Below are 20,817 nucleotides of genomic sequence, written 5' to 3'. Positions count from 1 at the left end.
GTCGGGCGCGACCGGGAAGATGCCGGCCGGGTCGTGATCAGTGCTTGGCGCTCTCCTGCGGGGCGACCGCGGGGGCCGACTCGAGGTCCTTGAGCTGACCGGAGATGAAGTCCTTGAGCTTGCGACGGTAGTCGCGCTCGTAGGTGGTCAGCTCGGCGATGCGGGTCTCCAGGCTGGTCTTCTGCGCGTTGAGGTCGTCGAGGATCTTCTTGCGCTTGGCCTCGGCCTCGTTGACGAGCGACGCCGACTTGGTCTGCGCGTCCGAGACGAGCTTGTCGCGCTGGCTCGTGCCCTCGCCGATGAGCTGGTCACGCTTGGTCTGGCCGGCCTTGACCAGCTCGTCGTGCTTGCTCTGACCCGAGGTGGAGAGCTCGTCGTGCTTGCTCTGGCCCTTGGTGACGAGCTCCTCGTGCTGACGCTCGGCCTCGGCGACGAGCTTGTCGCGCTGGGTCCGGCCCTCGGCGACGTGCTCGTCGTGCAGGCGCTGGGCCAGGGCGATCAGGCCGGAGGCCCCGGCGCCGCCACCGGCGGCCGCAGCCATCTCGCCGGCGCTGGTGTCGGAGTCGGCGGAGGCGGCGGCCGGCTGGGCGGCAGCCTTGTCCGCGCGGGTCTTGGCCTCGGCCTCGGCGCGCTCGGCGGCGGCGTTGGCGGCCGCGATGCGCTCCTGGGCCTTCTTCTCGGCCTCGTCGGCACGGGCGTTGACGATGCTGACGCGCTCGTCGGCGTCGGCCTCGGCGGAGGCGACCTTCGCGGAGTCACCGCGCCGCTTCTCGTCGCGGGCCGGGCCGCGCGACTCGAGCTCGGCGGCGCGCTTCTCGGCCTCGGCGCGGGCGGCGGTCTCCTTCTCGAGGCGGCTGCGCAGCTCGCGGTTCTCCCGGGTCAGGGCCTCGTCGGGCTTGCCGGCACCTGCGGTCGCGGCCGCCGCAGGCGCGGCGCCACCGTCACCGGCGCGCGAGCGCAGGTCCTCCGAGTCCTTGACCATGCGACGCATCTCGGCGACGACCTCGTCCAGGAAGTCGTCGACCTCGCGCTCGTCGTACCCACGACGGAACTGGGTCTGGGTGAAGGTCTTGTTGAGGACGTCCTCGGGCGTGAGCGCCATACTTCCTCCGTATGCGATCGGGCAGTTCGGGGCACGTACGGCGCGAGGGCACGCACGGGCATCACCGCTCAGCCTAGACGATGGCTCGCAGGATCGAGACCAGGATGATGAGGATGAGGAAGGCGAGGTCGATCGCCACGCCGCCGAGCCGCAGCGGCGGGACCACCCTGCGGATGGCCTTGAGCGGCGGGTCGGTGACGGTGTAGATGGCCTCGGCGACGACGAGGACCACACCGGTGGGCCGCCACTGACGGGCGAAGACCTGGATCCACTCGAAGATCAGTCGTCCGATGAGGATGTACAGGTAGATGCCGAGCAGGAGGTCGAGCACTTCTCGGACGATCAGCATGGGCGCAAGCCTATGTGCCGCACCGGTGGCGCGGACGAGCAGGTCAGGACTGGTTGAACAGACCTCGCGTCTGCGGGGTCTCGCCGCCCTCGGCGTCGACCTCGATGTGCTCCGGGGAGAGCAGGAAGACCTTGTTGGTCACGCGCTCGATCGAGCCGTGCAGACCGAAGACGAGTCCGGCGGCGAAGTCGACGAGACGCTTGGCGTCGGAGTCGTCCATGTCCGAGAGGTTCATGATCACCGGGGTGTTGCTGCGGAAGCTCTCCCCGATGGCCCGCGCGTCGTTGTACGTGCTCGGGTGGATCGTGGTGATGCGGTTCATCTGGGTGACCTCCACCTCGCGGACGGCCGGAGCGGCCTGGACCCGTCGGATCGGGGTGACCTCGGCGGACGGCTCCCCTGCTGCCATGTCGTGAGCAGGCTCGTCGTAGTCCTCGACGTACTCGTCGTACTCCTCGTACCGCTTGTCGTCCTCGGCGAGGCCGAGGTAGACCATCGCGTTCCGCAGTGCCGTCATGTGCTCATCCTTAACCAGCTTCGGGTCCTCGTCGTCGGTACCGAAGTTACCGCTGGGGCGGACGAGTTCCGAGGATTGCCGTCCCGACACGCAGGTGTGTCGCTCCGTGGCGCACTGCCGCCTCGAGGTCCCCGCTCATGCCCGCGGAGATCCAGTCGGCCTCCGGGTGGTCCTCCCGCAGGTGCTCCGACAGCGCCGCCAGGCGGGCGAACGCCTCGTCCGGGTCCCCGCCGAGGGGCGCCACGGCCATGAGCCCACCGAGTCGAAGGGAGTCGCTCGCCGCGACCTCGTCGGCGAGGGCGGGCACGTCGGCCGGCTGCGCTCCCCCGCGGTGCTCGGCGGGGTCCGGGTCCAGGTCCACCTGGATGAGCACGGTCAGCTCGCGGCCGGCGTTGCCGGCTCCCCGGGCGAGGGCAGCGACGATCTTGGGGCGGTCGACGGACTGGACGACGTCGGCCCAGCGGGTGACGGCATTGGCCTTCTTGGACTGCAGCTGACCGATGTAGTGGGTGCGCACCCCGGGTGGCGGGCCGCCCTCCGCGAGCTTCGCCGCCGCCTCCTGCTCGCGGTTCTCCCCGATGTCGGTGACCCCGAGGGAGGCGAGGAGGTCGAGGTCGGTGCGCGGGAAGAACTTCGTGACCACGACGAGGTGCACGTCCTCGCGCGGACGTCCCGCCTCCGTGCAGGCGCGGGAGATCCGCTCCTCGACGGCCGCGAGGCCCTGGGCCAGCTCGTCCCGGCGCTCGCTCATGCGGGCCGGCCGATGATCCCGGCGAAGCGTCCGGTCGTGCCGTCGCGGCGGTGGGAGTAGAGGGACTCGTCCTCGCGGGCGCAGCCGGGCACCCACTCGACGGGGATGCCCATCGTGCCCAGCTGCTCGACGACGCCGGCGGCGACGTCGATCGCCGGGGTGCCCGTCCAGGTGAGCGCGGCGGAGACCGGCGCGACGGCGGCCGCCTCCTCGCGCAGGGCGGCGGGGACCTCGTAGCAGCGACCGCACACGGATGGACCCACGGTCGCCCGCAGGTCCTTCGCCCCGAGGTCGCGCATCGCGGCGACGACGGCGGGGACGACTCCCTTCGTCATGCCCTGGCGTCCGGCGTGCGCGACGCCGACGACGCCGGCCCGCTCGTCGTGGAGCAGCACCGGCGTGCAGTCGGCGACGAGGACGCCCAGCGCGATCCCGGGCAGGGTGGTGACGAGGGCGTCGGCGGTGCCGACGGCACCCGTGACCGTGCGGGGACCCCGCAGCACCTCGTCGGTGACGTGGATGACGTCGGTGCCGTGCACCTGGTCCGCCCACACCGTCGGCATGCCGATCTCCGCCTCGAGGCGGCGCCGGTTGGTCGCCACGTGCTCGGCCTCGTCACCGACGTGGGCGCCGAGATTGAGCCCGGCGAAGGGGGCGGCACTCGCCCCGTCGTGCCGGTCGGTGAAGGCCTGCAACGGCCCCGGCGCGCTCGATCGCCAGAGGAACACCTCAGCTGCGCTCCCGGGCCGCCCGTCGGTGGATCACTTGAGGAAGTCCGGCACGTCCAGGTCGTCGCCGTCGTCGAAGGTCACCTGGCGCGGCGGCGCGGCCGGGTAGGCCTGCTGCCGGGCCGGGGCCGGCTGCGGCTGCCCCTGCTCGGGCTGCCCCTGCTGCGGCTGGCCCTGGGCCGGCGCCTGCTGGGCCGGCTGGCCCTGCGCGGGGGCCTGCTGGGCCGGCTGGCCCTGCGCGGGAGCCTGCTGCGGCTGACCACCCTGCTGCGGGGCCGGCTGGCCCTGCGGCGCGTACTGCGGCTGCCCCTGGGCCGGCGCCTGCTGGGGCAGTGCCTGCTGGGCCGGTGCCTGCTGGGCCGGCCGGCCCTGCGCGGGAGACTGCTGCGGCTGGCCACCCTGCTGCGGCGGCGCGGCCGGCTGGTTGCGGCCACCGGACTGGACCTGCCCCAGGGCCCGGTCGTCCTGGCGCGGCGTCGGGGCGCCACCGTCGAAGCCGGCGGCGATGACGGTCACGCGGACCTCGTCGCCGAGCGCGTCGTCGATGACCGTCCCGAAGATGACGTTGGCCTCCGGGTGCGCAGCCTCCTGGACGAGGCGGGCGGCCTCGTTGATCTCGAAGAGGCCGAGGTCGCTGCCACCCTGGATCGACAGGAGCACGCCGTGCGCGCCGTCGATGCTCGCCTCGAGCAGCGGCGAGGAGATCGCCAGCTCCGCGGCCTGCACGGCCCGGTCCTCACCGCGCGCGGAACCGATGCCCATGAGCGCGGACCCGGCGCCCTGCATGACGGACTTGACGTCGGCGAAGTCGAGGTTGATCAGACCGGGCGTGGTGATGAGGTCGGTGATGCCCTGGACACCGGAGAGGAGCACCTGGTCGGCCGAGCGGAACGCGTCGAGCATGCTCACGGCGCGGTCGCTGATGGAGAGCAGCCGGTCGTTGGGGATCACGATGAGCGTGTCGACCTCGTCGCGCAGCGAGCCGATGCCGGTCTCGGCCTGGTTGGCCCGGCGACGCCCCTCGAAGGTGAAGGGGCGGGTGACGACACCGACGGTCAGGGCACCGAGGCTCTTGGCGATCTTGGCGACGACGGGGGCACCACCCGTGCCGGTGCCGCCTCCCTCACCGGCGGTCACGAAGACCATGTCGGCCCCCTTGATGACCTCCTCGATCTCCTCGGCGTGGTCCTCGGCAGCCTTCTTGCCGACCTCGGGGTCCGCGCCGGCACCGAGACCGCGCGTCAGCTCGCGACCGACATCGAGCTTGACGTCGGCATCGGACATCAGGAGCGCCTGGGCGTCGGTGTTGATCGCGATGAACTCGACGCCCTTGAGCCCGACCTCGATCATCCGGTTGATGGCGTTGACGCCACCGCCGCCGATGCCGACGACCTTGATAACGGCCAGATAGTTCTGGGCTGATGCCACGGGGGACTCCTGTTGCTGCTGCTCGGTGGTGCCGTCACCCCATAAGCTCAAGGTGAACTTCAGGGTTACAGTTTGGTCACGCTCGGTGTGCGGGTGACGTTATGCCGCCCCGGCCCGGGGAGCAAACGCACGGCCCGGCGTGTCGCCCAGCCTAACCCGTCGTCACGGGTGAGCCGGGGGCGGAGACGTCGATGATCTCCGGCTTCTTCTCCAGCAGGATCGGGATGAGCCTCACCTTGACCTTCGGACTTTCGGCGTCACCCCAGACGATGGTCGTGCGGCCCAGCCGGAAGCTGACCTGGTCCGCCCCGTCGACCGTCACGCCGCGCACGCGATCGCGCATGTCCTCCGGCAGCGCCTTGAGCATGCCGCGGGCCGCCCGCACGCCGTGCCCGGAGACCTCGGCGCCGTCCTCGGCCCTGACGGTGGGCACGCCCTTCGGCGCCGAGGAGGTCGTGCGGATGACCACTCCCTCGATGTCCAGCAGCCGGAAGCCGTCGTCCTCCCGCACCGCCAGCGCCGGAACTCTCGATGTCACGTTGACATTGAGGGTGTGCGGCCAGCCGCGGTCGATGTCCACGGACTTCACCGCGGGCACCTCCTGCGAGATCCGGGCCGCCACCGCGCTGCCGTCGACCCGGGCGAGCGGGGTGCCCTCCTGCTGGGCGGCGACCTGCTCGATCGCCGCACGGTCGGCCTTGTCCGCCCCGGTGACCTCCACCGTGCGCACGTCCAGCAGCGTGGAGAAGCCCAGCAGCCAGCCCAGTCCGCCGAGCGCCGCGATGACGAGGAGGGCGACCAGCCATCGACGCAGTCGCTGCCCCCGGGCCTGCGCCGCCCGCTCGACGAAGCGACGCTCCGTCGCCTCCCTCGTCCCGCTGCGCGCAGGGCGCCGTTTCATCGACCGCTGTGCCATGGAGTCCTCCTCACCGTCGCAGGGCGTCGAGGATGCGCGGACCGAGCGCGGTGACGTCACCGGCGCCGACCGTGAGCACGAGGTCGCCCTCCGCGGTGGTGGCGACGACGCGCTCCAGGGCCTCGTCCTCGGTCACGACCGAGGACGTCGTCCCGGCTGCCGCCAGCGGCTCGGCGACCAGCCGGGAGCTGACCCCCTCCACGGGCTCCTCACGGGCGCCGAAGACGTCCAGCAGCAGCACCTCGTCGGCCGGGGCGAGGCCCCGGGCGAAGAGCTCGGCGAAGTCGCGGGTGCGCGAGTACAGGTGCGGCTGGAAGACGACGACCAGACGCCGCTCCCCCGCGATCTCCCGGGCGGTGCGGACGACGGCCTCGACCTTGCCGGGGTTGTGCGCGTAGTCGTCGACGACGGTGACGCCGCGGGCGACCCCCTTCGTCTCGAAGCGCCGTCGGGTCCCCCCGTAGGCGGCGAGGCCGGCGAGCACCGCCTCCGCGTCCACGCCCAGGCCCTCGACGGCGGCGGCGTAGGCGGCCGCGGCGTTGAGCAGGTTGTGCCGTCCGGGGACGGCGATGGCCAGCTCCCGGTCGGTCCCGCCGGCGGTGAGGGTGGCGCGCGCGTCGGTCCCGTCGAGGACCGGGTCGGACAGTCGCAGGTCGCTGCCCTCGGTGAAGCCGTAGGTGAGCACGCGCCGGCCCGCCTCGGCCGCCCGCTCGGCCAGTCGGGCCGAGCCCTCGTCGTCGGCGCACGCGACGAGCAGGCCGTCCGGCTCGATCGTCCCGACGAACTCGAGGTAGGCGGCCTCGACCGTGGCGAAGTCGCCGTAGAAGTCGAGATGGTCCGGCTGGACGTTGGTCACGACGGCCACGTGCGGCTCGTAGGCGATGAAGGAGCCGTCCGACTCGTCGGCCTCGGCGATGAAGGCGGCCCCGTCGTCGAGGGCGGCGTTGACGCCCTGCGTCGACAGCTCGCCACCGAGGGCGAAGGAGGGGTTCTCCCCCGCCTCGAGGAGGGCGACGGTGAGCATCGAGGACGTCGTCGTCTTGCCGTTGGCTCCTGCCACGGCCACCCGCTCCTGCCGGTCCATCGCGGCGGCGAGGGCCTGGCTGCGGTGGATCACGCGCAGGCCGCGCTCCCGTGCCGCGACGAGCTCGGGGTTGGACTCGCGGATCGCGGAGGAGACGACGACCGTGTCGGCGCCCTCGATGTGGGCGGGGTCGTGCCCCACGTGGATGCGTGCGCCCAGCCCGCGGAGCCGGTCGAGCAACGGGGAGTCCTTCGCGTCGCTGCCGCGCACCTCCACCCCGGCGTCGAGGAGGAGTCGCACGATCGCCGACATGCCGGCCCCGCCCGCGGCGAGGACGTGGACGACGCCCAGGTCGGCCAGGGCCAGTCGGGGGGCGAGGACGTCGAAGCGCGGGTTGCGCGGCACGGGTGGCAGCGCATCAGCCACGGCTGCCGCCCTCCACCCAGGCCGCCGTGACGATGTCGGCCAGGGTCTCGTCGGCGTGGCGGTGGCCGACCGAGGCCGCGGCCCGCGACATCGCGTCCAGCCGCTGGGCGTCCCGCAGCAGCGGGACGATCTCCGCGGCGACCCAGCCCGGATCGACGTCGGCGTCCTCGACGAGGAGTCCCCCGCCGGCCGCCACCGCACCGGAGGCGTTGAGGCGCTGCTCGCCGTTGCCGATGGGCAGCGGGACGTAGACGGCGGGCAGGCCGACGGCCGTCAGCTCGCAGACGGTGTTGGCCCCGGCCCGGCAGACGACGGCGTCCGCGGCCGCGTAGGCCAGGTCCATCCGCTCGACGTAGGGCAGCACGACGTAGGGCACGCTCTCGTCGCCGCCGACGGCCACGAAGTCCTTGCCGGCGCCGGTGGCGTGCAGCACCTGCACGCCGGCGTCACGCAGCGTCGCCACGCTCGCCGCGAAGGCGTCGTTGAGCCGCTTCGCCCCCAGCGACCCGCCGGTCACCAGCAGCACCGGCAGGTCCTCGCGCAGACCGAAGTACGCCCGCGCCCCGACACGCATCGCGGGCCGGTCGAGGGCGATGATCTCCGGTCGCAGGGGCATGCCGATGACCCGGCCGCCGGGCAGCCTGGTCTCCGGGAAGGTCATCGCGACGTGGTCGGTGAAGCGCGCCCCGACCTTGTTGGCGATGCCGGCCCGGGCGTTCTGCTCGTGGATGACGATCGGCACCCCGAGGCGACGGGCGGCGAGGTAGGCGGGGGTGGAGACGTAGCCGCCGAAGCCGACGACGACCTGGGCGTCCATCTCCTCGATCGCCTGCTGCGCGGCGGCGACGGCCCGGCGCAGGTTGACCGGCAGCCGGACGAGATCGCCCGTGGGCTTGCGCGGCAGCGGCACCTTGGGGACGGTGCGGAACTCGTAGCCGCGCTCGGGCACGAGGCGCGACTCCAGTCCCTCGACGGTGCCCAGGGCGACCACGTCGACGTCCGGGTCGCGCCTGCGCAGGCAGTCGGCGAGGGCGAGCAGCGGCGAGACGTGACCCGCGGTGCCACCCCCCGCCAGAAGGACGCGTGTGGGGCGGGAGCCAGTCATCGGGTGGAGGTCCTCCTGATCGGGAGCCGGGCGCGCAGGGCACGCAGCCCGGACGGCTTGGCAGCGATCATCTCAGAGCAGCCCGGCTCGTTGCGCGCGAAGCTGAGCAGCACGCCCACGGCCAGCATCGTGGTCACCAGCGAGGACCCGCCGGAGGAGACGAAGGGCAGTGGGACGCCGATGACGGGGAGCATGCCGATCACGGCACCGATGTTGATCGTGGCCTGGACGAGCACCCACGTGCAGATGCCTGCGGTGACGATCCGCACGAAGACGTCGTCGGTGCGCGAGACCAGGCGCATCCCGGTCAGGGCGAAGGCGGCGAAGAGCCCGAGGATGGCCAGGGTGCCGAGCAGCCCCAGCTCCTCGCCGATGATCGCGAAGATGAAGTCGTTGTACGGCTCGGACAGCCAGCCCCACTTCTCCCGGCTGGCGCCGAGCCCGACGCCGAGCCAGCCGCCGTCGGCGAGGGCGAAGCGTCCGTGCATCGGCTGGCGGCAGATGTCGTAGTACAGCTGGCTGCCGGGGGCGCAGGCCTGCGGGTCGAGCCAGATCTGGATGCGCTGCATGCGGCTGTTGCCGACGCCGGCGGCGACCACACCCAGTGCGGCGAAGAGCCCGGCGCCGACGACGAACCACCGCAGGTGCACCCCCGCGGCGAAGAGCATGCCGACGACGATCATCGCGATGACCGTCGCGGTGCCGAGGTCGTGCCCCAGCATCACGAGCGTGAGCAGCGCGAGGGCGATCGGGATGACGAAGGGGACCAGCGCGTGCTTGATCGAGCCGAGCAGCTCGCGCTTGCGCTCGAGGATCAGGGCACCGGAGAGGACGAGCCCGAGCTTGGCGACCTCGCTCGGCTGGAGGGTCACCGGACCGACCCCGATCCAGTTGCGGTTGCCCTGGAAGCCGAACCCCAGGGGTGAGAAGACGAGCGCGAGCAGCACGATCGAGACCAGCAGCGCCGGCAACGCGAGCCACTTCCAGAACGCCACGCTGCGCCGGGCGGACCACCACAGCACGAGCGCACCGACGACCGCGAAGACGAACTGCTTGAGGAAGATCGTGAAGGAGGAGTCGTTCTCCTTCAGCGAGACGATCATCGACGCCGAGAGCACCATGACCAGGCCGATGCCCACGAGCAGCCCGACGACGCCGAGCAGGAGGTAGTAGGTCGTCATGGGCGACTCGAAGCGGGCCAGCCACTGCTCGAGCGGACGGCTCCCCCGGCGATCGCGGCGCGTCGCAGACCGACCACGTCCGGTCGCTGCGTTGCTGCTCACCGTCACCCCTCCTGCACGTACCGATCCACCGCTGCGGCGAAGGCGTCGCCGCGGGCCCCGTAGTTGTCGAACATGTCCATCGATGCCGCTGCCGGGGCCAGCAGCACCACGTCACCCGGTCGCGCGAGGTCACCCGCGTGCCGGACGACGAGATCCATCGCACCAGTGTCCGTCGCGGCGACATCGATCACGGGGACGTCGGGCGCGTGTCGGGCGAGCGCCTGCGCGATCTGCGCGCGGTCCTGCCCGATGAGCACCGCCGCCCGCAGCCGGGGGGCGGCCGCGGCGACCAGCTCGTCCACGTCGGCGCCCTTGAGCAGCCCGCCGGCGACCCAGACGACGTGCTCGTGCGCGACGAGGCTGGCCCGGGCGGCGTGGGGGTTGGTCGCCTTGGAGTCGTCGACCCACTGCACGTCGCCGAAGGTGGCGACGTGGGCGATCCGGTGCGGCTCGGGCTGCCAGGTGCGCAGGCCCTCGCGGACGGCGATCGGCGGGACCCCGCAGGCGCGGGCCAGCGCGGCGGCCGCCAGGGCGTTGGCGACGAGGTGCGGGGCGAGGGCGGTCGCCTCCCCCTGCACGTCAGCGAGCGTGCCGAGCTCGGCCGCGGACTGCTCCCGGTCCTCGACGAAGGCCCGGTCGGCGAGGACGTCCTCGACCACCCCGAGCATGGACAGCTGCGGTGTGCCGAGGGTGAAGCCGATCGCGCGGCAGCCCTCGACGACGTCGGCCTCCTCGACGAGGCGGCGGGTGGCCGGGTCCTCGACGTTGTAGACGCAGGCGACCTCGGCGTGGGTGAAGACCTTGCCCTTGTCCTGCGTGTAGGCCGCCAGGGAGCCGTGCCAGTCGATGTGGTCGGGCGCGATGTTCAGGCAGGCCGCGGCCAGCGGGCGAAGGGAGTGGCTCCAGTGCAGCTGGAAGCTGGACAGCTCCACGGCGATGGCGTCGAAGGGCTGCGGGTCCTGCACCAGCTCGATGACGGGCGTCCCGACGTTGCCGCCGCTGGCGGCGCGCAGCCCGGCGGCCCGCAGCATCGCGGTGAGCATCTGCACGGTCGTCGTCTTGCCGTTGGTGCCGGTGACGAGCAGCCAGGGTGCTGCTCCCTCGCTCGGGCGCATCCGCCAGGCGAGCTCGACATCGCCCCAGATGGGGATGCCGGCGTCGGCGGCGGCCGCGAGCAGCGGCTGGTGCGGGGGCCAGCCCGGGGAGGTGACGACGAGGTCGATGTCCTCGGCGGGGCCCGGCAGGGCCTCCTCCGCGCCGTCGCCGAGCAGCAGCTGCGCCCCGAGGACCTCGAGGATCTGGGCCCGCTGGGCCATCATCGACCCCGACTCGGGCGCCTGCGCGTCGACGACGCGCACGCGGGCACCGTGCTCGAGCAGCGAGTCGGCGGCGGCGAAGCCGGAGACCCCCAGCCCGGTGACGACGACGCGCAGCCCGGACCAGTCGGCGTCCCGGTGGGTCAGGTCGGCCACTCGAGCACTGCGGGCGTCACGGTCGGGTGCCCCGGTCACGAGGGCGCTCCCACGACCCACTCCGCGTAGAAGACGCCCAGGCCGACGCCGACGAAGAGCCCGGCGATGATCCAGAAGCGGATGACGATGGTGACCTCCTGCCACCCCAGCAGCTCGAAGTGGTGCTGCAGGGGCGCCATCCGGAAGACCCGTTTGCCGGTGGTCTTGAACGAGGCGACCTGGACGATCACCGACAGGGTGATCGTGACGAAGAGGCCGCCGAGCACGACGACGAGCAGCTGGGTCTGCGACATGATCGCCAGACCGGCCAGGGCACCACCGAGGGCGAGGGAGCCGGTGTCCCCCATGAAGATCTTCGCCGGTGAGGCGTTCCACCACAGGAAGCCGAAGCACGCCCCCATACCGGCGGCGGCGATGACCGCCAGGTCGAGCGGGTCGCGCACGTCGTAGCACTTGGCGCCGGGGTTGATCTGGCAGTTCTGGTTGAACTGCCATGTGGCGATCACGACGTAGGCGGCGAAGACCATCACCGAGGCGCCGGTCGCGAGCCCGTCGAGTCCGTCGGTGAGGTTCACGCCGTTGGAGGTGCCGGCGATCATCAGGTTGGACCAGATGACGAAGAGCACCAGGCCGATGACCGGGCCGGCGAAGTACAGGTCGATCGGCAGGTCGCGCACGAAGGAGATGTGCGTGGACGCGGGTCTGCGCATGGCCTCGTTGGGGAACTGCAGGGCCAGGACCGCGAAGGTCACCCCGACGAGGGCCTGCCCGACGAGCTTCTCCCCCGACTTCAGTCCGAGGCTGCGCTGCTTGCTGATCTTGATGTAGTCGTCGGCGAAGCCGACGGCGCCGAGACCGACCATGAGAAAGAGCACGAGGATGCCGCTCGCCGTCGGCGGTGTCCACAGCACCAGGTGGGCGAGGACGTAGGCGGCGACCGTCGAGAGGATGATGACCGCACCACCCATGGTCGGGGTGCCGCGCTTGGTGTGGTGGGAGTCGGGGCCGTCGTCGCGGATGAACTGGCCGTACCCCTGCCTGACGAGGTACTTGATGAACATCGGCGTGCCCAGGAGGGCCACGACGAGGGAGATGACGGAAGCGATGAGTACCGCCTTCATGCGCGGGCCTCCTGGCTGATGGCGTCGCCGAGCCACCGGAGCCCGGCGTCACGGCTGGACTTGAGCAGCACGACGTCCTGCGCGTCGAGCTCCTCGCGCAGGAGGCCCTCGGCGGCGTCGGCATCGGGGACGGTCCGCACGTGCAGGCCCTCGACCCCGGCCCCCCGGGCGCCGTCGGCCAGGGGCAGCGCGTCCTCGCCGACGACGAGCAGCTCGTCGAAGCCCAGCTCCGCGACCTCGGCCCCGACCTGCGCGTGCAGGACCGGCGCGTCGTCACCCAGCTCGAGCATCGCCCCGAGGACGGCCCACCGCCGGCCCTGCGTGGCCATCCCGGCCACCGAGCGCAGGGCGGCCGACATCGAGTCGGGGTTGGCGTTGTAGGCGTCGTTGACGACGGTCACGCCGTCCTCGCGGCGGGTGACCTCCATCCGCCAGCGGCTCAGCGGGCGGGCGGCGGCGAGCGCCGTGACGACCCGGTCGAGGTCCATCCCCGCGGCGTCGGCGGCCGCGATGACGGCCAGGGCGTTGCCGACGTGGTGGCGGCCGACGAGGCCCAGGGCCACGTGCGCGGTGCCGAAGGGGGCGGTGACGGTGAAGGAGGCGCGGCCGGCCTCGTCGAGGGTGATGTCCGTGGCGCGGACGGTGGCCCCCTCGGACTCCCCGACGAGGACGACGTGGGCGCGGGTGCGGGCGGCCATGCCGGCGACGACCGGGTCGTCGGCGTTGAGGACGGCGACCCCTTCCGGCGGCAGCGCGGCGGGCAGCTCGGACTTCGCCCGGCCGACGGCCTCGAGCGAGCCGAACTCACCGACGTGGGCGTGGCCGACGTTGAGGACGATGCCGATGCGTGGCGGGGCGATGCGGGTGAGGTACTCGATGTGCCCGATCCCGCGGGCGCCCATCTCGACGACGAGGTGCCGGGTGGCCGGGGTGATCCGGCACACGGTCAGCGGCACCCCGACCTCGGAGTTGTAGGAGCCGACCGGGGCGACCGTCTCGCCGTCGGCCCCGAGGACGGCGCCGAGCAGGTCCTTGGTGCTCGTCTTGCCGGACGAGCCGGTGATCCCGATGACCGTCAGGTCGGGGCGGGAGTCGACGAGGTGGCGCGCGAGGGCGACGAAGGCCGCCTGCTCGTCCTCGACGACGACGGCGGGCAGGCCGTCGACCTCGCGCGTGGTGATCGCGGCGACTGCTCCCCCCTTCGCCGCGGCCGGGACGAACTGGTGGCCGTCGGCCGACTCGCCCACGCGGGCGATGTAGAGGCTGCCCGGGGCGGCCTCCCGGGAGTCGGTGACGACGGGGCCGTCGACGGTGATCGCCTCGGCCTCGCTGGTGCTGCATCCGTGGAGGCGCCCGCCGGTGATGCCGGCGACGGCGCCCAGGGTCGTGGGGATCATCCCGTGACGCTCCGGTGGTCGAGGGCGGCCCGCAGGACCACCCGGTCATCGTGGTCGCGGACCTCGCCGCGGACCTCCTGGCCCTGCTCGTGGCCCTTGCCCAGGACGGCGACGGTGGCGCCGGGCCCGGACTCGCAGGCGATCTCGACGGCCCGCTCGATCGCGGTGGCGCGACCGGGGACGTTCTCCAGTCGGGCGCGCGAGCGCGGCCAGACCCCGTCGGCGACGGCCGCGCGGATGACCTCGGGCTCCTCGTCGCGGGGGTTGTCGTCGGTGACGATGACGACATCGGCGTGCGCGGCCGCGGCGGCGCCCATGCCCGGACGCTTGCCGGGATCACGGCTGCCGCCGGCGCCGAGGACGACGACGAGCAGGCCGTTGGTCTGCAGGCGCAGCGCGGACAGCACCGCACCGACGGCGTCGGGGGTGTGCGCGAAGTCGACGAGGGCGGTCGGCAGGTCCTCCACGTCGGGGCGCGCGGTGTCGCTGGGCAGGACCAGCTCCATCCGGCCGGGGACCTCCGGCCGGGTGAGGACCGCCTCGGCGACGTCGTCGGGGGCGATGCCGGAGAGCATGAGCGCGACCGCCGCCATGGCGGTGTTGACGCGGTTGAAGTCACCCGGCAGCGCCGAGCGCAGGTGGAGCACCTCGTCGGCGCTGCTGAGGGTCAGGTCGGGCTCGCGCGGGTCGCCGCGGACCACCCAGTCGGCCTCGACGTCCAGGCGCGAGGTGACGGTCGTGACGGGGACACCCGCCTGCGCGGCGAGGCGGTACCCCCACTCGTCGTCGATGCACACGACGCCGTGCCGGGAGCGCTGCGGCGTGAAGAGTCCGGCCTTGGCCTGGAAGTAGTCCTCCATCGTCAGGTGGAAGTCGAGGTGGTCCTGACTGAGGTTGGTGAAGAGCGCGACGTCGTAGACGACCTCGTCGACGCGGTGGAGGGTCAGCGCGTGGCTGGAGACCTCCATGACGCAGTCGTCGACGCCCCGCTCCCCCATGACCGACAGCAACGCGTGCAGGTCCGTCGTCTCCGGGGTGGTGCGCACCGACTTGATCCGCTCCTCGCCCACCCGGGTCTCGATCGTGCCGATGAGCCCGGTGGTGCGGCCGAGCGCCTCGAGCGCCGAGACCATGAGGTAGGCGATCGTCGTCTTGCCGTTGGTGCCGGTGATGCCGAACATCGTCGGCATCGCGGCGGCGCTGTCGTAGATCGCCGCGGAGACCTCGCCCAGGCGCGAGCGTGGGCCGGCCACCTCGACGAGGGGCAGGTCGACCCCCTTCGCCGCGATCCGGGAGACACCGTCCGCGTCGGTGAGGACGGCGACCGCCCCCGCCCCGGCCGCTGCCGCCACGAAGTCGGCGCCGTGGACCCGGGCGCCCGGCAGGGCGGCCCACAGGTCGCCGGGACGGACGGTGGCGGTGTCGAGGGAGACCCCGGTCACCGCGACCGACCCGGTCGAGGGGTCGACGAGCCGTGCGGCGTCGGGTCCGAGGGCCTCGACCACCTCGGCCAGGGTCAGCGGCTGCACCCGCTCAGGACGTGGAAATGACACGATCGTCGACCTTACCCTCCACCAGGGGCGCCCCGGTCACGCAGCAGATCCGGGTCGTCCATGTCCGGCTTGCCGGGCGGGACGGTGCGCACCTGCGGGGTGCGCTCGTCCGCGGGCGTCGGGGGGACCTTCTTCTTCTGCAGGGCGTAGGTCATGACGTCCTTGAAGACCGGCGCGGCGACCGTGCCGCCGTAGTAGCCGTTGATCGGGCGCTGCAGGATGACCGAGATCACCAGCTGCGGGTCGTCCGCCGGGGCGTAGCCGATGAAGCTGGCCGTCTTGCCGGAGTACCCGCCGGTGTCCGGGTCGTAGCGGTCCGCGGTGCCGGTCTTGCCGGCGACGCTGTACCCCTCGATCTGCGCCTCGGGGGCGGTGCCGTCCTCGGAGACGACGCCCTCCAGCATCCGCGAGACCTGGTTGGCCGTCCTCTTCGACACCGCGCGGTTGGTCTCCCCCTCCGGCGCCGGGCGCCAGGTGCCGTCCTCGTCCGCGATCGAGTCGACGAAGGTCGGGCTGATCCGCAGGCCGTCGTTGGCGATCGCCTGGAAGACGTTGGTCACCTGGACCGCGGTCGTCGAGACACCCTGGCCGTAGGTCATCGTGTACCGCTGCGAGCCGCTCCAGTCCTCCGCCGGAGGCAGCAGACCGCCGGACTCGCCGGGGAAGCCGGAGCCGCTCGTCGAGCCCAGACCGAAGCGGCGCAGGTACTCCTCGAGCGTCTTGGGCTCCATCGTCTCGCCGATGAGCATCATGCCGGTGTTGCTCGACTGGGCGAGGGCGCCGGCGACGGTGCGGTACTCGTCCGGGTGGGGGTGGGAGTCCTTGAGCGTGGCGTTGCCACGGCGCATCGAGTACGGGAGGAGCATCGGCGTCTGCGGCGTGATGGTGTCCTCCTCCAGACCGGCGGCGACCGTCATGATCTTCGCGGTCGACCCGGGCTCGAAGACGTCGCTGAAGGCGAGGTTGGTGTACACCCCCTCCCCGCTGCCGAGGTCGTTCGGGTCGAAGGTCGGGTACGACGCCAGCGCCACGAGCTCACCGGAGTTGACGTCCTGGACGACGACGGTGCCGGAGAGCGCCTCGGTCTCCTCGACCTTGCTGGCCAGGGCGTTCTGCGCGTACCACTGGATGTCGTTGTCGATCGTCAGGCGGATGTCGCGCCCGGGCTCGGCGGAGTTGATGTCGTCCGAGGCGTTGGGCAGGCGGGAGCCGTCCTGGGAGATCTGGTAGGTCGCCCGGCCCGGCTCGCCGCTGAGGACGTCGTCGAACTGCAGCTCCAGGCCGGCGCCGGCGCTCTGGTCCTGCGGCTGGACGAAGCCGACGAGCGAGGCGACGGTCGTCGACTGCGGGTAGGTGCGCTGAGACGTGCGCTCGGAGTAGATGCCGGGGATGCCCAGGTCGCTGATCCTGCGCCAAGTCAGCGGGGAGACGTTCTTCGCCAGGACGACGTAGCGCTCCTCACCCGTCATGGCCTCCGCGAGGTCGCCCTCGGACTCGTCGAGCAGCGCCGCGAGGTCCTGCGCGGCGCCCTGCACGCCGACCTTCGTCAGCTCGCCGCCGACGGTCTTCTCGTACTCGGGCACGGCCGTCTGGTCCACGGTCACGGTGCGTCGCTCCTGGCTCTGGGCCAGGACCGTCCCGTTGACGCCGTAGATCGTGCCCCGCTGGGCCGGGATGGTCTCGGTGTGGGTGCGCTGGGCCAGGGCGTTGGCCGCGACGGCCTCGGAGTCGAAACCCTGGATGCGCAGCAGCTGCGCGGCGAAGAGGCTGAGCACGATCAGCGAGGTGACCATCAGGGCGCGCATGCGCGCCCGGGAGTTGCCCGGGGCCGCCGTCCCGGCCGTGGCGGCCACGGCGGGCCGGCGCACCGGTGCCGGGCGCCTCGGTGCCGTCTTCTTCGCGCTCGGCCGCGAGGCGGCCTTCTTCGGCGTCGCCTTCTTCGGTGCCGCCTTCTTCGCGCTCGGCCGTCCGGTGGCCTTCGGGCCCGCGGTCTTCTTCGGCACGGCCTTCTTTGCGGTGGGCGCGGTGCGTGGCCGGGGGGAGGCCCCCTTCGCTCCGGACGTGCGGCGGGGCGAGGGCCCGCTGCCGCCGGATCGACGCTCGGTCACAGGCGCTGCCTCTCTGCGTCGCGGGTGGTGATGTCGGTCAGTCGCTGGGGGTCTCGGGGGTGTCGGCGGACTCGGTGCCGCCCGGCTCGTCGTCCGCCGCCGTGTCGTGCGACGACGCGTTCTCGTCGGAGGACTTCTGCTCCTCGACCGTGGCCGTGGATGCTGCGTCCACGGTAAATCCCTTCCGCTTGTCCGCGACCGTCGCCACGCCGAGGATGCGGCCCTTCTCGATGTCGATGAAGGCGGCGGTGTCGCTGGGGACCATGCCCATGGCTCGGGCCTCGGTGGCGAGGTTCTGCGGGGCGGAGTGGTCGTTGATCGACTGCTCGAGGGCGGCGTGCGTGTCGGAGAGCTCGGCGGTCCTCTCCTCGAGCGCCGTGACCTCGAAGGAGTCCTGCGCCATCGCGGTGTTCAGCCCCAGCACGGCGGCCAGGCCGGCGAGCAGCAGCGCGACGCACAGGACGGGGAACCATGCGGAGTCGGTCCGCTCCTCCGGGGTGACGACGCGCAGCGAGGTCCGCCGCGTGCCCGTCGTGGAGCGCTTGGCGACGGTGGTTGCCACAGACATCTGGCTCATCTCATGGTGCCTTTCATCGGCCGGGGGGCTCTGGTGCGCTCGGCGGCACGCAGGCGCACCGAGGCGGATCGGGGGTTGGTGTCGAGCTCGGCCTGCGTGGGCCCGAGCGCACCGCGGGTGAGCAGGCGCAGCTCGGCCTCGTGCTCGGGCAGCTCGACGGGCAGGTCATGGGGTGCGGTGGAGGTGGCGCCGGCGGCCAGGGCCCGCTTGGTGATGCGGTCCTCGAGGGAGTGGAAGGACAGCACGGCGATCCGGCCGCCGATCGCGATGCGCCGCAGGGCCAGCGGCAGCGCCCGGCTCCAGCCGGCCAACTCCTCGTTGACCTCGATCCGCAGCGCCTGGAAGGTGCGCTTGGCCGGGTGGCCACCACCGCGCTGGGTGGCCATCGGGATGGTCCTGCGCAGCAGCTCCACGAGGCGCCCCGAGGTGACGAAGGGGGTGACCTCCCGCTCCCGGACGATCGCCGCGGCGATCTTGCGGGCGAAGCGCTCCTCGCCGTACTGGGAGAGGACGCGGGCGAGGTCGCGGGCCTCGTAGGTGTTGAGCACGTCGGCAGCGGTCATGCCGACCGTCGGGTCCATCCGCATGTCCAGCGGGGCGTCGTGCGCGTAGGCGAACCCGCGCTCGGTCTCGTCGAGCTGCAGGGAGGAGACCCCGAGGTCGAAGAAGGCGGAGGTGACGGTCTCGATGCCCAGGTCGTCGAGGACGTCGCCGATCTCGTCGTTGGTCGCGTGCACGAGGGTGACGCGGTCACCGAATCGGGCCAGCCGCTCCCCCGCGAGCTCCAGCGCCTGGGGGTCACGGTCGATACCGACGAGGTGCACGTCGGGGCCGGCCTCGAGGACCGCCTCGGCGTGGCCGCCCATGCCCAGCGTGCCGTCGACGTGGACGAGACGGCTGATGCCCTCGGGAGGCGTCGAGAGGACGGGCGCCAGCAGCGTCAGGACCTCCTCGAGCATGACGGGGACGTGCCGTGAGGCGGCGTCCCGGCCCGGCTCGGGGCCGGCGTGCGCATCGTCCACGGTCACTCCCTTCGTCGTCTCGGTCTGGTGCGGTGGTGGGTCTGGGCAGAGGGGTGATCTCCGGTACCTGTCGTGTCCTGCAGCTGCCACCCGGTCCCCATCCGGGACGCGTCCGGCGCGGGGGAAGTCGCGTCGGCGTACGTCTCGGCTGGAGGCCGGACGGCAGCTGCCGTCACATGAGTCCGGGGATCACCTCCTCGGACTGGTCGGCGAAGGCCTGCTCGGTGCTGGCGAGGTACTCGTTCCACGCGGCGGTGTCCCAGACCTCGACGCGCGAGCCGGCGCCGATGACGGTGCACTCGCGGTCGAGCCCGGCGTACTCGCGCAGCGCGGCGGGGACGGTGACGCGGCCCTGCTTGTCGGGGATCTCGTCGCTCGCCCCGGAGAGGAAGACGCGCATGTAGTCACGGGCCGCCTTGCTGGAGGTGGGGGCCTCCTGGAACTTCTGCGTGACCTTGACGAACTCCTCCATCGGGAAGACGTAGAGGCAGCGCTCCTGCCCACGGGTCATCACGAGGCCACCGGCGAGCTTGTCCCGGAACTTGGCGGGGAGGAACAGGCGCCCCTTGTCGTCCAGACGGGGGGTGTGCGTCCCGAGGAACATCGCGGTCACCTCCCCTACGAATCGACCCGAATGGCACCACGCGCTTCCTTCTTCCCCCACTTTACTCCACCGGGGCCCGAAACACACCTCCCGCGCCCACAAATCGAGCCTGAATACCCTGTGTTTCCCCTGATAAATGGCAGGTGGTGCAAAGTGGGGGGAAATTCGCAGCCTGCCGCCCCCCTTCGCCCTCCTCCGGCCATGGCGGCGACGCCGGGAGCCGTCGGCGCAGGTGAGCGACCCCGTGGGAGCGGGCTCGCAGCCCGACGCCACGTAGGCTCGGGGGTGAGTTGGAGCGAAGTGGGGGAACGTCCGGGAACCCACGGATCGGAGTCGTGGTGACGCTGAGCAAGGAAGACGCGGCGCCCGCCCACGCGCCGAGCGAGGACCTCGAGCACGTCGTGGCCGTGGGCGCACGTCTCGCCGAGGCGATGAACGGCGTCATGGAGGGCAAGCCGGACGTCGTCCGCACGGCGATCACCGTGCTCCTCGCGGGGGGCCACCTGCTCATCGAGGACGTCCCGGGCGTCGGCAAGACGATGCTGGCCAAGACCCTCGCCCGCAGCATCGATGCCTCGGTGCGGCGCGTGCAGTTCACCCCCGACCTGCTCCCGAGCGACATCACCGGCGTGAGCATCTACAACCAGGAGACCCGGCACTTCGAGTTCCGCCCCGGCGCCGTCTTCGCCAACGTCGTCGTCGGTGACGAGATCAACCGGGCCTCCCCCAAGGCGCAGTCAGCGCTGCTGGAGTGCATGGAGGAGTCGCAGGTGACCGTCGACGGGCACACCTACGAGCTCCCGCACCCCTTCATCATCATGGCCACGCAGAACCCGGTGGAGATGGAGGGCACCTATCCCCTCCCCGAGGCCCAGCGCGACCGCTTCATGGCACGGCTGTCGGTGGGCTACCCGACGGCCGCCGCCGAGGTCGACCTGCTCGAGCACCACGGGTCCCGCTCCCCGCTGGAGGGCCTGGAGCCGGTGACCGACGCCGAGGGGATCGTCCGGCTCGTGCAGGCCGTGCGCACGGTGCACGCCTCCCCCGCCGTGCGGCAGTACGTCGTGGACCTGGCCACCGCCACCCGCCACAGCTCCCACATCCGCCTCGGCGCCTCACCGCGCGCGACCCTGCACCTGCTGCGGGCCGCGCGGGCCCACGCGGCGCTCGCCGGACGTGACCACGTGCTGCCCGACGACATCCAGGCGCTGGCCACGGTCGTGCTCGAGCACCGGCTGCTGCTGAGCAGCGAGGCCCAGCTCGCCCGGCACTCCGCCGCCGACGTCGTCGCGGAGATCGTGCAGCGCACGCGAGTGCCCGGCCCCCGCTGAGCG

20 protein-coding genes are annotated in these 20,817 nt (G+C 72.4%); 2 read left to right on the top strand and 18 right to left on the bottom strand.

The annotated features are described in order from the left end of the window. Positions 1-37: 37 nt before the first annotated feature. The 15 genes from O9K63_RS02345 to O9K63_RS02275 form a co-directional block, all read right to left on the bottom strand. A complete protein-coding gene (locus tag O9K63_RS02345; protein WP_277240195.1) occupies positions 38-1,102 on the bottom strand; it encodes a DivIVA domain-containing protein in 1,065 nt (354 codons plus the stop codon). 73 nt (positions 1,103-1,175) lie between these two features. Next, on the bottom strand, positions 1,176-1,451 hold the full coding sequence (locus tag O9K63_RS02340) for a YggT family protein (protein WP_277240194.1): 276 nt from the start codon (positions 1,449-1,451) through the stop codon (positions 1,176-1,178). A 43-nt stretch (positions 1,452-1,494) separates the two neighbouring features. Further along, positions 1,495-1,968 (bottom strand): cell division protein SepF, encoded by a 474-nt coding sequence (locus O9K63_RS02335; protein WP_277240193.1) that lies wholly within the window; start codon positions 1,966-1,968, stop codon positions 1,495-1,497. A gap of 46 nt (positions 1,969-2,014) precedes the next feature. Then, the gene (locus O9K63_RS02330) at positions 2,015-2,719 is read right to left on the bottom strand and encodes a YggS family pyridoxal phosphate-dependent enzyme (protein ID WP_277240192.1); all 705 of its coding nucleotides are present in this window, start codon (positions 2,717-2,719) and stop codon (positions 2,015-2,017) included. Further along, complete coding sequence (gene pgeF / locus O9K63_RS02325) at positions 2,716-3,447, bottom strand: peptidoglycan editing factor PgeF (protein WP_277240191.1); 732 nt, start codon at positions 3,445-3,447, stop codon at positions 2,716-2,718. The genes O9K63_RS02330 and pgeF overlap by 4 nt, the downstream gene beginning before the upstream one ends. 33 nt (positions 3,448-3,480) lie before the next feature. Beyond that, entirely contained in the window at positions 3,481-4,875 is a 1,395-nt protein-coding gene (gene ftsZ / locus O9K63_RS02320) for a cell division protein FtsZ (protein ID WP_277240190.1), read from the bottom strand. A gap of 151 nt (positions 4,876-5,026) precedes the next feature. Next, complete coding sequence (locus tag O9K63_RS02315; RefSeq protein ID WP_277240189.1) at positions 5,027-5,791, bottom strand: cell division protein FtsQ/DivIB; 765 nt, start codon at positions 5,789-5,791, stop codon at positions 5,027-5,029. Positions 5,792-5,801: 10 nt separating this feature from the next. Further along, positions 5,802-7,241 carry a UDP-N-acetylmuramate--L-alanine ligase gene (gene murC, locus O9K63_RS02310; protein ID WP_277240188.1) on the bottom strand — a complete coding sequence of 480 codons (1,440 nt, stop codon included), beginning with the start codon at positions 7,239-7,241 and terminating at the stop codon, positions 5,802-5,804. Continuing rightward, positions 7,234-8,346 carry an undecaprenyldiphospho-muramoylpentapeptide beta-N-acetylglucosaminyltransferase gene (murG, locus tag O9K63_RS02305; protein ID WP_277240187.1) on the bottom strand — a complete coding sequence of 371 codons (1,113 nt, stop codon included), beginning with the start codon at positions 8,344-8,346 and terminating at the stop codon, positions 7,234-7,236. The genes murC and murG overlap by 8 nt, the downstream gene beginning before the upstream one ends. Next, positions 8,343-9,629, bottom strand: a complete 1,287-nt coding sequence (gene ftsW / locus O9K63_RS02300; RefSeq protein WP_277240186.1) for a putative lipid II flippase FtsW — start codon at positions 9,627-9,629, stop codon at positions 8,343-8,345. The genes murG and ftsW overlap by 4 nt, the downstream gene beginning before the upstream one ends. A 2-nt stretch (positions 9,630-9,631) precedes the next feature. After that, complete coding sequence (gene murD / locus O9K63_RS02295) at positions 9,632-11,140, bottom strand: UDP-N-acetylmuramoyl-L-alanine--D-glutamate ligase (protein ID WP_277240185.1); 1,509 nt, start codon at positions 11,138-11,140, stop codon at positions 9,632-9,634. Continuing rightward, on the bottom strand, positions 11,137-12,222 hold the full coding sequence (mraY, locus tag O9K63_RS02290) for a phospho-N-acetylmuramoyl-pentapeptide-transferase (RefSeq protein ID WP_277240184.1): 1,086 nt from the start codon (positions 12,220-12,222) through the stop codon (positions 11,137-11,139). The genes murD and mraY overlap by 4 nt, the downstream gene beginning before the upstream one ends. Further along, the gene (locus O9K63_RS02285) at positions 12,219-13,619 is read right to left on the bottom strand and encodes a UDP-N-acetylmuramoyl-tripeptide--D-alanyl-D-alanine ligase (protein WP_277240183.1); all 1,401 of its coding nucleotides are present in this window, start codon (positions 13,617-13,619) and stop codon (positions 12,219-12,221) included. The genes mraY and O9K63_RS02285 overlap by 4 nt, the downstream gene beginning before the upstream one ends. Continuing rightward, positions 13,616-15,172 carry a UDP-N-acetylmuramoyl-L-alanyl-D-glutamate--2,6-diaminopimelate ligase gene (locus O9K63_RS02280; RefSeq protein ID WP_277240182.1) on the bottom strand — a complete coding sequence of 519 codons (1,557 nt, stop codon included), beginning with the start codon at positions 15,170-15,172 and terminating at the stop codon, positions 13,616-13,618. The genes O9K63_RS02285 and O9K63_RS02280 overlap by 4 nt, the downstream gene beginning before the upstream one ends. Positions 15,173-15,183: 11 nt before the next feature. Then, the gene (locus O9K63_RS02275; protein WP_277240181.1) at positions 15,184-16,977 is read right to left on the bottom strand and encodes a peptidoglycan D,D-transpeptidase FtsI family protein; all 1,794 of its coding nucleotides are present in this window, start codon (positions 16,975-16,977) and stop codon (positions 15,184-15,186) included. Between O9K63_RS02275 and O9K63_RS02270 the strand changes: the two genes are divergently transcribed. Next, positions 16,958-17,311: a hypothetical protein gene (locus O9K63_RS02270; protein ID WP_277240180.1), complete on the top strand. Its 354-nt coding sequence runs from the start codon at positions 16,958-16,960 to the stop codon at positions 17,309-17,311. The two genes, O9K63_RS02275 and O9K63_RS02270, sit on opposite strands and share 20 nt — an antisense overlap. Before the next feature lie 6 nt (positions 17,312-17,317). On the opposite strand, the gene O9K63_RS02265 is transcribed toward O9K63_RS02270, so the two are convergent. The 3 genes from O9K63_RS02265 to mraZ all read right to left on the bottom strand — a co-directional run bounded on the left by O9K63_RS02265 (position 17,318) and on the right by mraZ (position 19,483). Further along, the gene (locus O9K63_RS02265; RefSeq protein ID WP_277240179.1) at positions 17,318-17,848 is read right to left on the bottom strand and encodes a hypothetical protein; all 531 of its coding nucleotides are present in this window, start codon (positions 17,846-17,848) and stop codon (positions 17,318-17,320) included. 5 nt (positions 17,849-17,853) lie between these two features. After that, positions 17,854-18,816, bottom strand: a complete 963-nt coding sequence (gene rsmH, locus O9K63_RS02260; RefSeq protein WP_277242236.1) for a 16S rRNA (cytosine(1402)-N(4))-methyltransferase RsmH — start codon at positions 18,814-18,816, stop codon at positions 17,854-17,856. 235 nt (positions 18,817-19,051) lie between these two features. Continuing rightward, a complete protein-coding gene (mraZ, locus tag O9K63_RS02255; RefSeq protein ID WP_277240178.1) occupies positions 19,052-19,483 on the bottom strand; it encodes a division/cell wall cluster transcriptional repressor MraZ in 432 nt (143 codons plus the stop codon). Positions 19,484-19,821: 338 nt separating this feature from the next. Here mraZ and O9K63_RS02250 point away from each other — a divergent pair, with 338 nt between their 5' ends. After that, entirely contained in the window at positions 19,822-20,814 is a 993-nt protein-coding gene (locus tag O9K63_RS02250; RefSeq protein ID WP_431190379.1) for an AAA family ATPase, read from the top strand. Positions 20,815-20,817 lie beyond the last annotated feature (3 nt).

The organism is Janibacter cremeus (assembly GCF_029395675.1).
Classification (GTDB): domain Bacteria; phylum Actinomycetota; class Actinomycetes; order Actinomycetales; family Dermatophilaceae; genus Janibacter; species Janibacter cremeus_A.
Note: the sequence above shows the minus strand (reverse complement) of the source record. Positions and strands in the feature narration are given on the sequence as shown.

Excerpts from the sequence above, each read along its gene's own strand:
- rsmH (WP_277242236.1), bottom strand. The coding sequence starts at position 18,816 with ATGCTCGAGGAGGTCCTGACGCTGCTGGCGCCCGTCCTCTCGACGCCT.
- murG (WP_277240187.1), bottom strand. The coding sequence starts at position 8,346 with ATGACTGGCTCCCGCCCCACACGCGTCCTTCTGGCGGGGGGTGGCACC.
- O9K63_RS02330 (WP_277240192.1), bottom strand. The coding sequence starts at position 2,719 with ATGAGCGAGCGCCGGGACGAGCTGGCCCAGGGCCTCGCGGCCGTCGAG.
- O9K63_RS02265 (WP_277240179.1), bottom strand. The coding sequence starts at position 17,848 with ATGTCTGTGGCAACCACCGTCGCCAAGCGCTCCACGACGGGCACGCGG.
- mraZ (WP_277240178.1), bottom strand. The coding sequence starts at position 19,483 with ATGTTCCTCGGGACGCACACCCCCCGTCTGGACGACAAGGGGCGCCTG.
- O9K63_RS02345 (WP_277240195.1), bottom strand. The coding sequence starts at position 1,102 with ATGGCGCTCACGCCCGAGGACGTCCTCAACAAGACCTTCACCCAGACC.
- O9K63_RS02275 (WP_277240181.1), bottom strand. The coding sequence starts at position 16,977 with ATGCGCGCCCTGATGGTCACCTCGCTGATCGTGCTCAGCCTCTTCGCC.
- O9K63_RS02335 (WP_277240193.1), bottom strand. The coding sequence starts at position 1,968 with ATGACGGCACTGCGGAACGCGATGGTCTACCTCGGCCTCGCCGAGGAC.
- O9K63_RS02315 (WP_277240189.1), bottom strand. The coding sequence starts at position 5,791 with ATGGCACAGCGGTCGATGAAACGGCGCCCTGCGCGCAGCGGGACGAGG.
- O9K63_RS02285 (WP_277240183.1), bottom strand. The coding sequence starts at position 13,619 with ATGATCCCCACGACCCTGGGCGCCGTCGCCGGCATCACCGGCGGGCGC.
- O9K63_RS02340 (WP_277240194.1), bottom strand. The coding sequence starts at position 1,451 with ATGCTGATCGTCCGAGAAGTGCTCGACCTCCTGCTCGGCATCTACCTG.
- mraY (WP_277240184.1), bottom strand. The coding sequence starts at position 12,222 with ATGAAGGCGGTACTCATCGCTTCCGTCATCTCCCTCGTCGTGGCCCTC.